14 protein-coding genes are annotated in these 13324 nt (G+C 43.7%); 2 read left to right on the top strand and 12 right to left on the bottom strand.

The features are described 5' to 3' along the window. Positions 1-126: 126 nt before the first annotated feature. The 7 genes from O0550_RS03230 to O0550_RS03200 form a co-directional block, all read right to left on the bottom strand. A complete protein-coding gene (locus O0550_RS03230; RefSeq protein ID WP_003342637.1) occupies positions 127-1386 on the bottom strand; it encodes an adenosylhomocysteinase in 1260 nt (419 codons plus the stop codon). A gap of 133 nt (positions 1387-1519) precedes the next feature. Then, positions 1520-2605 (bottom strand): YheC/YheD family endospore coat-associated protein, encoded by a 1086-nt coding sequence (locus O0550_RS03225; RefSeq protein ID WP_258425620.1) that lies wholly within the window; start codon positions 2603-2605, stop codon positions 1520-1522. Positions 2606-2694: 89 nt separating this feature from the next. Continuing rightward, positions 2695-2946, bottom strand: coding sequence for a hypothetical protein (locus O0550_RS03220; RefSeq protein ID WP_022584289.1), 252 nt, complete (start codon positions 2944-2946; stop codon positions 2695-2697). A gap of 150 nt (positions 2947-3096) precedes the next feature. Next, positions 3097-4722 (bottom strand): bacillithiol biosynthesis cysteine-adding enzyme BshC, encoded by a 1626-nt coding sequence (gene bshC, locus O0550_RS03215; RefSeq protein ID WP_258425619.1) that lies wholly within the window; start codon positions 4720-4722, stop codon positions 3097-3099. A 118-nt stretch (positions 4723-4840) separates the two neighbouring features. Further along, positions 4841-5398: a helix-turn-helix domain-containing protein gene (locus tag O0550_RS03210; RefSeq protein WP_101668760.1), complete on the bottom strand. Its 558-nt coding sequence runs from the start codon at positions 5396-5398 to the stop codon at positions 4841-4843. An 18-nt stretch (positions 5399-5416) separates the two neighbouring features. Then, positions 5417-5827, bottom strand: a complete 411-nt coding sequence (locus tag O0550_RS03205; protein ID WP_003342626.1) for a DUF3397 family protein — start codon at positions 5825-5827, stop codon at positions 5417-5419. A 5-nt stretch (positions 5828-5832) separates the two neighbouring features. Next, positions 5833-6774: a ketopantoate reductase family protein gene (locus tag O0550_RS03200; protein ID WP_258425618.1), complete on the bottom strand. Its 942-nt coding sequence runs from the start codon at positions 6772-6774 to the stop codon at positions 5833-5835. A gap of 147 nt (positions 6775-6921) precedes the next feature. On the opposite strand from O0550_RS03200, the gene O0550_RS03195 reads away from it, so the two are divergent. After that, positions 6922-7644 (top strand): TIGR00266 family protein, encoded by a 723-nt coding sequence (locus O0550_RS03195; protein ID WP_003336673.1) that lies wholly within the window; start codon positions 6922-6924, stop codon positions 7642-7644. Between the two features lie 58 nt (positions 7645-7702). Here O0550_RS03195 and O0550_RS03190 read toward each other — a convergent pair whose 3' ends face one another. From O0550_RS03190 to O0550_RS03170, 5 genes are read right to left on the bottom strand one after another with little or no spacing between them, the layout of a single operon-like run. Then, positions 7703-9244: an acyl-CoA carboxylase subunit beta gene (locus O0550_RS03190; protein ID WP_121472636.1), complete on the bottom strand. Its 1542-nt coding sequence runs from the start codon at positions 9242-9244 to the stop codon at positions 7703-7705. Positions 9245-9259: 15 nt separating this feature from the next. Further along, positions 9260-10033 (bottom strand): enoyl-CoA hydratase-related protein, encoded by a 774-nt coding sequence (locus tag O0550_RS03185; RefSeq protein ID WP_258425617.1) that lies wholly within the window; start codon positions 10031-10033, stop codon positions 9260-9262. Between the two features lie 13 nt (positions 10034-10046). Continuing rightward, positions 10047-10931 (bottom strand): hydroxymethylglutaryl-CoA lyase, encoded by an 885-nt coding sequence (locus O0550_RS03180; protein ID WP_258425616.1) that lies wholly within the window; start codon positions 10929-10931, stop codon positions 10047-10049. A 50-nt stretch (positions 10932-10981) separates the two neighbouring features. Continuing rightward, positions 10982-11194 carry an acetyl-CoA carboxylase biotin carboxyl carrier protein subunit gene (locus O0550_RS03175; RefSeq protein ID WP_003336669.1) on the bottom strand — a complete coding sequence of 71 codons (213 nt, stop codon included), beginning with the start codon at positions 11192-11194 and terminating at the stop codon, positions 10982-10984. A 5-nt stretch (positions 11195-11199) separates the two neighbouring features. Beyond that, positions 11200-12546: an acetyl-CoA carboxylase biotin carboxylase subunit gene (locus tag O0550_RS03170; RefSeq protein WP_258425615.1), complete on the bottom strand. Its 1347-nt coding sequence runs from the start codon at positions 12544-12546 to the stop codon at positions 11200-11202. 204 nt (positions 12547-12750) lie between these two features. On the opposite strand from O0550_RS03170, the gene O0550_RS03165 reads away from it, so the two are divergent. Next, positions 12751-13218: an N-acetyltransferase gene (locus O0550_RS03165; RefSeq protein ID WP_003336667.1), complete on the top strand. Its 468-nt coding sequence runs from the start codon at positions 12751-12753 to the stop codon at positions 13216-13218. The last annotated feature ends 106 nt before the right edge of the window (positions 13219-13324 follow it).

The raw sequence follows: 13324 nt of genomic DNA, 5'->3' as shown, positions 1-13324 counted from the left end.
GAGAGATACCACTCTCCCCCACTTTTCCCCACTTCTTGCCTCTTCTTATTATAGAAAAAAAACCTGCCGTTTGTCAGCAGGTTTTTTTCTTCATTTTTTGATGCCATATCCCAGCGAATTTCTTACCTATTCGACCCAGCTTTCTAAGTATTCTTTTTGCTCTGGCGTCAATTTGTCGATATTCTTTCCAAGCGCTTCCAATTTATAGCGAGCCACTGTTTCATCTAGCTCATATGGTACGTTTAATACCTTTTTACCGATTGCCTCATAGTTCTTGCTAACATATTCAAGTCCTACTGCCTGCAAAGCAAAGGTCATATCCATAATTTCAGCAGGATGTCCATCACCTGCAGCTAGGTTCACAAGACGACCTTCCGCTAACAGATAGATTTTACGACCATCTTGCAGGACAAATTCTTCGATATCTTTACGAACAACACGTTTGCTTGTCGATATATCGTTCAGCTCTACTTTATTTACTTCGACATCAAAGTGGCCAGCATTAGATAAAATAGCTCCATCCTTCATGCTTTCAAAGTGAGCTTTGCGGATAATGTCGCGATTACCCGTTACTGTAACGAAGTAATCACCAAGCTTAGCTGCCTCATCCATGGACATTACTTCAAAGCCGTCCATGTATGCTTCTACAGCTTTAATTGCGTCAATTTCTGTCACGATAACCTTTGCACCCAAACCTTTTGCGCGCATAGCTACACCCTTACCGCACCAGCCATAGCCCGCAACCACTACAGTTTTACCAGCAACAACTAGGTTTGTTGTACGGTTGATTCCGTCAAATACGGATTGACCTGTACCATAGCGATTGTCAAACAGATACTTGCAATAAGCATCGTTAACAGCTACCATCGGGAATTCAAGCTTCCCTTCTTTTTCAAGAGCACGCAAGCGTAGAATACCAGTAGTGGTTTCTTCCGCTCCACCTTTTACATTCTCTAATAGATCACGGCGCTCTCCATGTAAAAGTGTTACAAGGTCCCCACCGTCGTCAATTAGAAAATCAGGACGAGTTTCCAGCGTTTTAATGAGAAGTTCTTTATACTCTTCTTCGGATGGATTGTATTTAGCAAATACGCGAATACCATCTTCCACCAAAGCGGCACATACATCATCTTGTGTTGACAAAGGATTAGATCCGGTAATCGTAACTTCAGCACCACCTGCTTGAATCACTTTTGCCAGATAAGCTGTTTTTGCTTCCAAATGAAGGGAGATTGCTACTTTTTTACCAGCGAATGGTTTTTCCTGTTCGAAGCGTTCTCTAATTCGGTTTAACACCGGCATATGTTCCTTTACCCAATCAATCTTTAAATGGCCGTTAGGTGCTAGGGCGATGTCTTTTACGATGCTTTCTTGAACCATTGTCATTTGCTAAAAACCCTCCTTCTGTAAATGTGAACCCGTCTTCTTTTATATCATACCACATAGGTAGGAATTACATCACCCTTTTATGCTGAATTTTTGTGCAGTTCACCATACTGTATGATCCAGGCTGGGAAATTTATTGTTGTTTTAGTAAATACAGTGCATATTGAATAGGACGCATGACTGCCTTTTGATAGACCTTGTTACGTTTCAATTTTCGAAAAATGTCGCGTCCAGGCTTCGGATTAATTTCGATTAAATAAGGTCGACCTGATACGTCAATTCCTACATCTAATCCCAATTCAATCATGCGTCCATAGTAGGATTCCACCGCTTTTGCTGTTTGATGAGCGAGCGAGTAACAGTTGCGTATAATTTTGGTTGCCGCAGATTCACCAAAACAGTCTGTAAGCACTTTTCGCACATCTTTTGCTAGCCCTCCTCCATGTAGATTTGAGGTAGAGCTCTTGACTCCGCCTATACGCATACCAAGACCTGTTACTTCCCACTCTCCCGATCCCGTCTTTTGAATAAGAATGCGTGTGTCAACGGTTCGATCTGGTATCAAGTCAAGCTGCAGGCCTTGTTGAATAAGAAAAATCTCTTCGCCCAGTCTCTCCGTTATTACCCATTCCTTTACATACTGATGAAGTTCAGCCCGCGTCTTTACCTTGTGACTCACCTTATTTAAATGTAGCCCTCTTCCCAATAGATCATAACCCGAAGAGGTCTTTTTGATACGCAGGATACTACGACCCGCCGTTCCCTGAGCTGGCTTCACATAAATCAGCGGGTACTTTTGCAGCATATTGCTTAATACTTCCCTATCATAGGCAAACGTCTCCGGTAACCATGGCTGCATAGAGGGCTGTTGATTTAACACCTGATATACATTCCATTTAGAACTAAACCGACTATTGGCATAGGTAAACAACGGACGCTTGCGGAAAGCAAGGTAGTCCTTATGCTGAGGTTTCGGATAATATCGATAGCGGTCGATTACGATATCAGGCCAATCAAACATTTTACTTTTCCATGTCTTATCAGGCCCAGGAACGAATCCTCTAATTTGGCGTTTTGATTCAAATACATCATTTGGTGAAAACAAAAACACAGTCGCCCCAAGCTTTTCTCCCTCTGTTAGCAAATGACGAAAAAATAACGGTTCGCCAAAGCGTTTACCATTTCTATACGTTAAAATTCCGATTCGTTTCTTCTGCACTGTCAGTTACACCTCTTTTGCAGGTTATATTGGCAGTGTATGATGTAATATACGATAGGTTCGCACAGCCTATCCATTTCGTTTGGAGGTCACTTTAATAGCTTCTGCTTCATTCGTTCAATATGACGAACGCCTTTTAAAAATTTCTGCTCCGTTATCTTATCTTGTTCGTATAACCACTCCATATAATTCTGTAACGATAAAAGATCAACCCAGGCTAGTTTTGAATATGGGTTTTGTTCAGGGACTTCACCTGTGACATCTCCATTATGAATCGCCTCTGCTAATTGGGTTTCACGCAATCCTACTTTATTTGAAATTTGATGCAATACTACTTTCATACTTACCTCCCGGACAAGCGATAGATTTGGGGTGATTCTACAACACAGCCTACCTTGTTTGCAAGCGCAGAATCTAGGATATCCTTTTTTATAACAAAAACAGCGCTCTATTTGCTAGAACGCTGTTTTTTTCTATTTCATAGATCATATTTATATATAGACAACTTGATGGGAGCCATCACGCTCGAAGTCCGTATTCAGCAATCGATCCACTAAATCTGGGCCAAAGCGATTCAGGTATGTAAAAATAGGATATACCCGCTCCTGCCAGCTATCCAGCGGTACGATAGATTGCTCCAGACGCACAACCCGCTCCACTTCCACTTGATGTTTTCGAAGAACGGCTTCTTCCGTGCGGTTTTGCATAAAAGTAACATCCTGCACCAGTCGTTCTACATTTTTTTGTGCCAATTGAGCTAAACCCTTATCATATGCGATTACATCTTGTAGCAGCTCACGATAGCGCATTTCAAGTTCTTGTTTCTTCTGCTCAAAGCGCTGAGCAAACCCGTGATCATCCAGTGATTGTAGCCACTTCCCTTTCCAATCCGCAAATCCACTCAGCAGCGTCTCATAGCTAATCTGCTTTTGTTCTCTGATTTTCTCTAGAGCCCCCTCCATCAACGTGATCGAAGTTCGTCTCAAGACAATCGGTAGCTCATAGCCAAAAGCAGCAAAGTATTTTTTAAAGTATGCCCAGTAGGCCACTTCCCCAGGTCCCCCGACAAAAGCCAAGGTCGGCAGTAAATGCTCCTGCATCAAGGGACGTGTCACTACATTGGCGCTAAAGCGTTCTGGGGAGACGTGTAAAATAGCCAGCAATTCTGCTTGTGTATAAACCTTGCCTCCATCCTTGCTCTGAAAACCTCCTTCGACCCGCTCCATTAACAAGCGCTCCTTTTGTTCATAGAAAAAGAAATTCGCCTGCTGTGGTGAAATGTCCAGTTGTTCAGGATATCCGTACTCTTTCAGGTCTGCCTGCGCTTGTAGCAATGTCTCATTCAATTCCTTATTCTCTCGAATGATTTGTTCAAAAACAGGCTGCTCAAGCTGACGGACAGTAGGTAAGGAGGATTCGATGAATACCAATCCATGTGCACCAAACAGCCTCGCCATCAATTGCACAAACCAGTCCACTAATGTATGCGAGCGTTGCGCGGTCTCTTCTAACCAACATCGGATTGTCTCGCTATAGTCTGTCTCAGCCTCTTCTGCAAAGAAATCCTCAATGACTCGCAGCATATCTGCTTGTTCCACTCTCATATCTGTAGCGGAGTGCTTCTTGATATGTTTTGCCTTTACTTTTACTTTGCGAAGCTCCTTCTTCTGTGTCAGTTGGTAAAAATGATTGATTTCTTCCCAATCATGGTCTTCTCCAGCAATCCAGAACATCGGGATCACTGATACCCCTAATTGCGCTGACCTCTGCTTCGCTAATTGAATCACATCAATTGCTTTATAAATGGTATAAAGAGGCCCAGTAAGCAGCCCCGCTTGTTGTCCTGCTACCACGACTAAGGAATTGGGTTCACGAAACTTCTCTATCATTTGCAAAGCTACCTCATGATTTCCAATTTCCTTGTTATAGGCATAAAGAGCATCTGCCAAGAGATTGCGATGCGGATAGCGTTTTTTAGACACATACTGCATACGAGTAACATACGATTGAGGATCATAGGGAGCATATGTAAAAAAGGAGAGAGCTTTGGGGCTTTCCTTTAGAAAATCGTTTTGAAATGAATTTGTTGTTGGTACATAACATTTTGTAGTTTTCATTCGTCTCCTACTTTCGCCCTTTCAAATTGTTATTATAAATTATAACACGGCGAGCAAGCACGAAAAACAGGACCCCTCCCGTGAAGTGTCCTGCAAGTTTATTTTTTATCATCCATTTTTAAAACCGAGGCGAAGAGACAGACCAAATAGCAACGGTAAGCGCATCACTCACGTTTGCAACCGTATGCAATTGTGCCTTGTCAAAATAGATGCTGTCACCTGTTTCTAATTGATACTCATCCTCTGTCAATTTGACCTGCAACTGACCTTCGATTACGACTAGACACTCTTCTCCCTCATGAGAGACAAAGACATCCTTCGCCTGCTCTCCAGGCTGTAGCCGCACCTCCATGACAGCGAGCTTAGAAGCACCGCCTCCTGATAACAACGAATACGTACCAGTGGAATCAGGAAACACCATAAGTCTGCGCTTATCCTTACGCACCACGTGAATATGGCTTTGCTCCACATCCTCAAAAAAGTGAATGAGCGGCGCTTCAAGCGCTTTCGTAATACGCCATAAAGATTCCAAAGATGGTTGAGAGATTCCTCTTTCTACTTGACTTAATAAGCCTTTGCTTAAACCAGTTTTTGTGGCCATAACTTCCAAGGTATATCCTTTTTCCTTACGAACGGCCCTAATTTTGTTTCCAATTAGCTCTATGGGTAACGTCATCCTATGCACCAACCTTCGTTACATGATAGACAAACCAACATGCGCGGCCTGCATCGTTTTATAGATGCCGGTTGAAAAAAGACAGAAATAGGTAAACATGAACAAAATAAAGGAGATTCGCCAGGTAGCAGAACCTATTTTCTTCCACGACACCCTTCCGCGCACCTTCATTTGTAGATAGAACAGCATTCCTGCCAAGCCAAGAAGAAACAATAGAATTAGTATCCAAGCAGAAACCGCTTCAGGCCATAACCCTTTATAGATCTGAGCGACCGAAACAACTAAAAAAATATTCGTAATATTCACAGACCAAGTAAAAGCTTTTTTTTGCTGTTTTTTCCAAAAAAATACTGTGAAGAACGTGATTATGAAAGCTACGAAAGGAAAAATTGTTAATACGCCCCAAAAATTTTTAAAGAGAAAGAGCAATGGACTTATCCCCTTTGGGCCATCAAGCCTGCTTTGAGGAGAGTAGCTTTGTATACTGCCTCCTGGTGTGGTGTTGCTATTTGAAGCTCTCTTCCTTGCTTTACAATATAGCCATTGATTGCTTCAATCTCCAATGGACGACAGTTCAGCAGGTCCTGTAGCATCGAAGAATAATTTCTGGATGTATTTCGGCAAATTTGTACAATTTCCTGCCAACTTGATTCGTCAATTTTTTGCCCGTGGAAGGATGCGACTTCTTTTGCCTCTACGAATAGCCTTTTCATAAGAACCATCGTCTCTGCAGATTCAAGCAACGCACCGTTCGGAATTTCAAATAGAGCTGTGAGTGGATTAATAACAGCATTCGCCATTAATTTTCGCCACATCACCCCATAAATGTCAGAAACATACTTGATGGCAAGCCCAGCTACCTCTCCCACAGACAGGAATGCTTCGATTACTGGATCTAAGGGAAGAGCCTTTTGTTCTTGTCCAATTATTGAACCTACCTGCCACGTCCCCTTACCCGTATGCTCTACCTCCGTGTAAGAGTGTCGTCGAGCCCCTTCCGTATGAACACCAAAATAAATCTGGTTAAGAGCTAGCACCTCCTTCAGATGATCGTCGTGACCCATACCGTTTTGCACAGCAAGGACGCGTGCACTTGGATCAATTTTACGTAAAACAGGCAATACTTCAGTAAGACTTGTCTGTTTGACCGCTAACACATAGAGATCAGCTTTCGGAAGGTCACCCTCCATCGAGACGGCTTGTATGTGAATTCGTTTCTGTTCGCCTTGTAAAGAGTGCAATAGTAGACCGTGCTTTGTTAGTTCATCCGCTTGCTGTCGCGTACGTGTGATTACCTGCACCTGTGAACCTGCTAGACACAATCTGGCAGCCAACAATAATCCTACAGACCCGCCACCAATGATTGCGATATTCATAATACTCCCAACCTTTATCAGAGAAGTTAGACATCATCAGCATAACAAATATTCGCGGGGCGGAAAATGCCTTCCATAAAATTTTTGTGGAATGTTTCTGAAAACTACCTTATAATCCCGTTGAAATCAACTAAAGGTGGGTAACGTATGGAATATCATATTATGGGTTCTACCATGCAGGCTCTCCAATTCAACCTGCAACCCGGTGAGCGATTGTTTACTGAATCGGGTTCTATGATTTGGATGAGCGAAAATATAAAAATGGACACCAGCTTTAAGGGTGGCATGCTCAAATCTCTTGGACGCGCCTTCTCTGGAGAATCATTAACATTCACATTTTTTGAAGCCTTACATACGCCAGGAATGATTGCCTTTGCACCTGCAGCTCCCGGCAAAATAATTCCCGTAACCATTCATCCTGGAAACGAGATTATCGCCCAAAAGCATGCCTTTTTGGTAGGAACAGAAAACATTGATGTCTCCATTCATTTTCAAAAGAAATTAGGCACAGGCTTTTTTGGTGGCGAAGGCTTCATCATGCAGCGTCTAAGCGGTCGCGGAATGGTCTTTTTAGAGATAGACGGTGAAGTAGCTGAGATGAATCTACAGCATGGGGAAGTCATAAAGGTGGACACAGCCCATGTTGCAGCCTACGAATCCTCTGTAGATATGAGTATCGAACGTGTAAAAGGCATTAAAAATATCATTTTTGGCGGAGAAGGTTTATTTTTAACAACCTTGCGTGGCCCAGGTAAAATTTGGCTGCAAACTATGACTATCGCCGGATTGGCAGGTAAAATCGCAGCTAACATGGGAAAGTCCGGTAACGGCGGGATGATTAACGGAATTGGAGATTTATTTAAGGATTAACTCCCGTCGTTATATAACCAACGCTAGAAAGGGACTCCTTTCCACGGAGTCCCTTTCTTTACACTGGATAAACCGGATGTTTACGATTGGTAAAGGTTTGCTGTTTACTTTGGTAAGCATCAAACCGCCAGATTAACTCATTTCTTAGCTGAGATGGTTCAATAATCGCATCCACAATCAATTCTGAAGCAAGCAAGTAAATGTCAATATCTTCTTGATATTCTTGCCGCTTTTCCATAATAAACGCCTGTCGCTCCTGTGGATCATCCATTGCTTGAATCTTATTGCTATATACGGCATTCACAGCCGCCTCTGGCCCCATCACCGCAATTTGAGCATGAGGTAATGCGAGAGTCGCATCTGGTTCAAATGCAGAGCTAGCCATTGCATATAGACCTGCCCCGTATGCTTTTCTTACAATTACGGATATCTTAGGTACAGTAGCTTCTGCCATTGCCGAAATCATTTTAGCTCCATGACGAATAATGCCAGCCCGCTCGACCGCTGTTCCGATCATAAAGCCTGGCACATCTGCAAGGAACAGAAGAGGTATATGGAATGCATCGCACAGGGTCACAAAGCGAGCCGCTTTATCTGCTGAATCGACAAATAAAACGCCACCTTTAACACGTGGTTGATTGGCAATAATGCCTACTGGTTTGCCGTTAAGATGAGCTAAACCGGTGATCAGCTCTTGTGCAAATAACTTCTTTATTTCAAAAAACGATCCATCATCTACTAGGGTATCAATTAAATCATACATGTTAAAGGGTGCATTCTGATTTTCCGGTATGAGTGCATTGATATCCTTTGCCGTCTCCACTGGAGATTTTGCTTTTACCGCCGGTGGTAGCTCTTGATAATGGGACGGGAAAAAGCTCAGGTAACGGCGGGCTGATGCAATGGCTTCTTGTTCGTTAGCAGCCAGAACATCACCACAGCCACTTACGCTACAATGCATTCGTGCCCCACCTAATTCTTCTAGCGATACTTTTTGACCAATAACCATCTCTGCCATCCGCGGAGACCCTAAGTACATACTTGCATTATTTTCCACCATAATCACAATATCACAAAAGGCTGGGATATAGGCCCCGCCTGCGGCAGAGGGACCAAATAAAATGCATACTTGCGGGATTTTTCCAGATAATTTTACCTGATTATAAAAAATTCGCCCTGCTCCACGACGACCTGGGAACATTTCCAGTTGGTCTGTAATTCGTGCTCCCGCGGAATCCACCAAATATAGCAATGGCACACATAGCTTTTCTGCTGTCTCTTGAATACGAATAATCTTTTCTACTGTTCTAAAGCCCCATGATCCTGCTTTCACTGTGGAATCGTTAGCCATAACGCATACGGTTTGTCCGTTTACTTTCCCAATGGCGGTAACGACTCCATCCGCAGGTAGATTGCCTGCCTTATAGTTCGCAAACAAGCCATCCTCCAGCGTATATTCCCCTTCATCAAACAATAAATTCAGACGATCACGTACAAACAGCTTACCCTGTTCCTTTTGCTTGTCATGATATTTTTGATCCCCGCCTTGTTTTATTTGCTCCATCCGTTGCCGCAATAGCTCTTCGATTGATTGGCTCATTCTTTATTCCCCTCCTTATTCCCCTCGATATACGGGTTTGCGTTTTTCTGCAAAAGCGGCAAGTCCTTCAAGGCGGTCCTTCGTTGGGACAAGGATTTGGTAAGCATTGCTCTCTAGCGCTAATCCTGTGGCCATATCCACCTCCATGCCATAATCAATCGCCCATTTAGCCTGAGCGAGGGCAAGTGGCGCGTTTAACGCGATTTGTTGAACTAAAGAAAGGGAAGCCTCAAGCACCTGATTTGCTGGAACAATTTGATTAACCAAGCCAATTTCTAGTGCTTCCTTGGCCCCGATGCGTCGTGCTGTCAAAATTAATTCCTTCGCCCTTCCTTTTCCAATTAGCCTTGGTAGTCTCTGTGTCCCCCCGGCTCCAGGAATAATGCCTAAAGATGTTTCCGTTAAGCCTGTTTGCGCTGTCTCGCTCATAACCCGCAGATCGCAAGCAAGAGCAAGCTCTAAGCCGCCCCCAAACGCAATTCCGTTAATGGCCGCAATTACAGGTACGGATAAACGTTCAACTTGGGTAAATACGTCACGAATCGTACGAATATACTGCTGAACCTGGGATTGCTGCATCGTTTTGCGCTCTTTCAGATCAGCTCCTGAGCAAAATGCTTTATCCCCAGCACCCGTGATGATTACAACGCGTATATCCGTATCCGTCGATACTTCCAGCAGTAGACGCTGGAATCGTTCTAACGTCACCAGATTTAAGCAATTGTACACCTCTGGACGTTGAATGGTAAGGATACCCACCTGACCTTGTTTTTCAAGCTGAATAGTCATACGCCCCTCCTCATCATCCTGCTGCCGTCTTTAAGACTTTGGATGGTAATTCTCTACCTACTATTCTTTGAATAAATTGACCGGCTTCTACCAGCTTATCTAATTGAATCCCCGTCTCATAACCCATTCCATGCAATAAGTACACAACATCTTCTGTGGAAATGTTGCCTGCGGCTCCGGGAGCATAGGGACATCCCCCTAAGCCACCTATTGAGCTATCAAATGTACTAATTCCATGGTGCAGGGCCGCTACTACATTAGCCAGACCCGTTCCCCGTGTATCGTGAAAGTGACCAGCAAACCAAGTAGCTCCCCATTCTTTTTCAAAAGCTGCAAATACCTCGTGCACCTGACGCGGTGTTGCAACACCAATCGTATCCCCGATGGATAGCTGATACACTCCCATAGCAAGAAGCCTTTCCACGACTCGCATACTTTCTGTCAAAGAAACCTCCCCGTCATAAGGACATCCAAACACTGTTGAAATATAGCCGCGGACGCGTAGTCCCATCCGCTGTGCCTCTTGCGCCACCTCCGCTAAGACAGGATAGGTATTCTCTCGTGTTTTATTAATATTCTTGAGATTGTGGGCTTCACTTGCGGACATGAAGATTGCTACTTCATCCACCTGATTCGCAGCGATTCGCTGTAGCCCCTTGAGATTGGGAGTCAGCACACTATAGTGAACATCATCGAATCGTGGGACACCAGCAAGCACCTCGGTAGCATCAGACAATTGCGGAATCCATTTTGGATGCACAAGCGAGGTAGCTTCGATATGGCGAATTCCCGCTTGAGTCAGCTTTGTAATCAGCTCGATTTTATGTGCAGTACTGATAAGTGCTTCTTCATTTTGTAATCCGTCTCTCGGTCCTACTTCATACACCGTAATCTGCATATGAACTCAACTCCTCAACCGAACGATCGCTCAGTTTGTTTATAAAAAAATTATTCTAGCTCCAAAAGGACGTCTCCCTCATTAACAAAGTCTCCTACATTGACCTTAACCGAGGCTACTTTCCCGGCAGACTCCGTTTGGATAGGCACTTCCATTTTCATGGATTCGAGCATAACAACATCTGCTCCCGCACTTACCTCTGCTCCTGCTTGGGCCAATAATTGAATAACCGTCCCCGCCATACTTGCAGTTACTTGTTTCATCGTAGTTACACTCCTTTAGGTTCTCTCATTTGTTGGATAAATTGGGTGTCGTAGCACCCCTTTTGGAAAGCTGGTTGTGCTAAAACATCCTGTAAAAAAGGCAGGTTGCTCTTTACCCCTTCAATTTTATAGCTCTCAACCGCCTTCTGCGCTAGTAAAACTGCTTGTTCTCGTGTCTCCCCTGATACAATCAGCTTAGCGATCATCGGATCATAAAACGGCGTCACGATCGTACCAGCCTGCACTGCATCATCAATGCGAACGCTTTCCATCTGCGGTATGTCATAAGCCGTTATCGTACCTGGTGATGGAAAAAAGGTAACAGGATCTTCAGCATAAATTCGCAATTCTATGGCATGTCGTTTTGCCTTGACCTCATCCTGAGTAAAGGATAACGCTTCACCCCGTGCAATGCGGATTTGCCATTCAACTAAGTCAATCCCGATCATTTCTTCTGTTACGGGATGCTCCACTTGCAAACGAGTGTTCATTTCTAGAAAGTAAAAATTGCGCTCCCCATCCATAATAAACTCAACAGTCCCCGCACCAGTATATCCAACCGCCTCGGCTGCTGTTATGGCCATAGCACACACGCTAGCTCGCGTTTTTTCATCTAAAAATGGGGACGGACTTTCTTCCACAACCTTCTGATGCCGTCGTTGAATAGAGCATTCACGCTCCAGCAAATGTAATGTTGTTCCCTGCTGATCTGCTAGGATTTGTACTTCAATGTGATGCGGTTGCTCGATATAACGTTCCAAAAACATCGTATCATTTCCAAAGTAAGCTTTTGCTCTTCCTTTAGCGGAAAGGAATGCCTGACGCATTTCATCATCGCTGTGGCACACCTGCATGCCTATACCTCCGCCTCCAGCGCTTGCTTTGAGCATAAGTGGATATCCAATGGATGCCGCTAATCGCACAGCATCCTCTGCGGTTACCAGATGATCTTCAACCCCGGGAACAACAGGCACCCCCGCTCTACGCATGAGCTGTCTGGCGTTTACCTTATCTCCCATTTGCTCGATAACAAACGGAGATGGCCCAATAAAGAGCAAGCCCTCCTGTTCACATCGCTTTGCAAACTCACTATTTTCAGAGAGTAATCCATAGCCAGGATGGATAGCATCCGCACCTGCTTCCTTGGCGGCCTTGATTACAGCCTCCATATTCAAATAGCTCTGTGGTACTGGCGGTGGTCCAATCCGAATGGCTTCATCCGCCTCTTTGACGAATAAAGCATCTTGATCAGCATCTGAATATACAGCTACGGTTGCTATCCCCATCTGTTTGAGGGTACGAATGATTCGCCTTGCAATTTCCCCCCGATTGGCAATACAAATTTTGTTCACGACCTCCCCCTCCTTTTCACTAAAAAGTTAGTCTCTTCTTTATATTGCCACTAATTTGTCAATTGTTCTAGATGTCAGCTAAAATTTTTTCATAAAACCAAATATTTCACCAAAGCACACTTATCAGTATTCAAATTGAGCATTTCTGGGAAATCAAGTGTATAATAAAAAAGCAGACGTAATTTTTGAAAGGGGGCCATATCAATGTATGAAGTAGTACGCTTGCACATTAATTACAAAACATTGGAAGAGTTCCAAAAATTCCGTGAGTTTGGACTTGAAGAGCTGTCCATGAAAGAAGATTTGCAAGCCAATATTATCGAAAACGACTCTGAATCTCCCTTCTACGGGATTTATCATGAAGATCGTTTAGTTGCCCGGATGAGTCTATACAAAATTGATGCCAAGTATGATCGTTATTTTCAACCAAAACAAGATTATTATGAACTATGGAAGCTAGAGGTATTACCTGAATATCGCAACAAAAATTATGGGACTGCATTAGTTAACCATGCCAAGAGCTTTTGTTTGCCGATAAAAACAAATTCCCGCTGTAGAGCAGATCAATTCTGGACAAAAATGGGGTTCTTCCCTGTGAAATATAATCCGGTTCGAGATAGAGGAGAGAATCCCTACGTTTGGTTACCAACTACGGTAGGTTTGCAAGACTAACTTTTTTATTGATAAACTACCTGTAAGCAAGCTGACGCATTTTGGTGGTCAGCTTTTTTGTATTGTACGAGAAGAGCGATCCACGTAAGGACCGCTCATCTACTAC

Origin of the sequence: Brevibacillus halotolerans (assembly GCF_026891775.1) — a bacterium.
GTDB lineage: Bacteria > Bacillota > Bacilli > Brevibacillales > Brevibacillaceae > Brevibacillus_B > Brevibacillus_B halotolerans.
The sequence above is the reverse complement of the archived record's forward strand: the minus strand, read 5'-3'. Positions and strand labels throughout refer to the sequence as shown.

Excerpts from the sequence above, each read along its gene's own strand:
- O0550_RS03230 (WP_003342637.1), bottom strand. The coding sequence starts at position 1,386 with ATGACAATGGTTCAAGAAAGCATCGTAAAAGACATCGCCCTAGCACCT.
- O0550_RS03220 (WP_022584289.1), bottom strand. The coding sequence starts at position 2,946 with ATGAAAGTAGTATTGCATCAAATTTCAAATAAAGTAGGATTGCGTGAA.
- bshC (WP_258425619.1), bottom strand. The coding sequence starts at position 4,722 with ATGAAAACTACAAAATGTTATGTACCAACAACAAATTCATTTCAAAAC.
- O0550_RS03210 (WP_101668760.1), bottom strand. The coding sequence starts at position 5,398 with ATGACGTTACCCATAGAGCTAATTGGAAACAAAATTAGGGCCGTTCGT.
- O0550_RS03200 (WP_258425618.1), bottom strand. The coding sequence starts at position 6,774 with ATGAATATCGCAATCATTGGTGGCGGGTCTGTAGGATTATTGTTGGCT.
- O0550_RS03195 (WP_003336673.1), top strand. The coding sequence starts at position 6,922 with ATGGAATATCATATTATGGGTTCTACCATGCAGGCTCTCCAATTCAAC.
- O0550_RS03190 (WP_121472636.1), bottom strand. The coding sequence starts at position 9,244 with ATGAGCCAATCAATCGAAGAGCTATTGCGGCAACGGATGGAGCAAATA.
- O0550_RS03185 (WP_258425617.1), bottom strand. The coding sequence starts at position 10,033 with ATGACTATTCAGCTTGAAAAACAAGGTCAGGTGGGTATCCTTACCATT.
- O0550_RS03180 (WP_258425616.1), bottom strand. The coding sequence starts at position 10,931 with ATGCAGATTACGGTGTATGAAGTAGGACCGAGAGACGGATTACAAAAT.
- O0550_RS03175 (WP_003336669.1), bottom strand. The coding sequence starts at position 11,194 with ATGAAACAAGTAACTGCAAGTATGGCGGGGACGGTTATTCAATTATTG.
- O0550_RS03165 (WP_003336667.1), top strand. The coding sequence starts at position 12,751 with ATGTATGAAGTAGTACGCTTGCACATTAATTACAAAACATTGGAAGAG.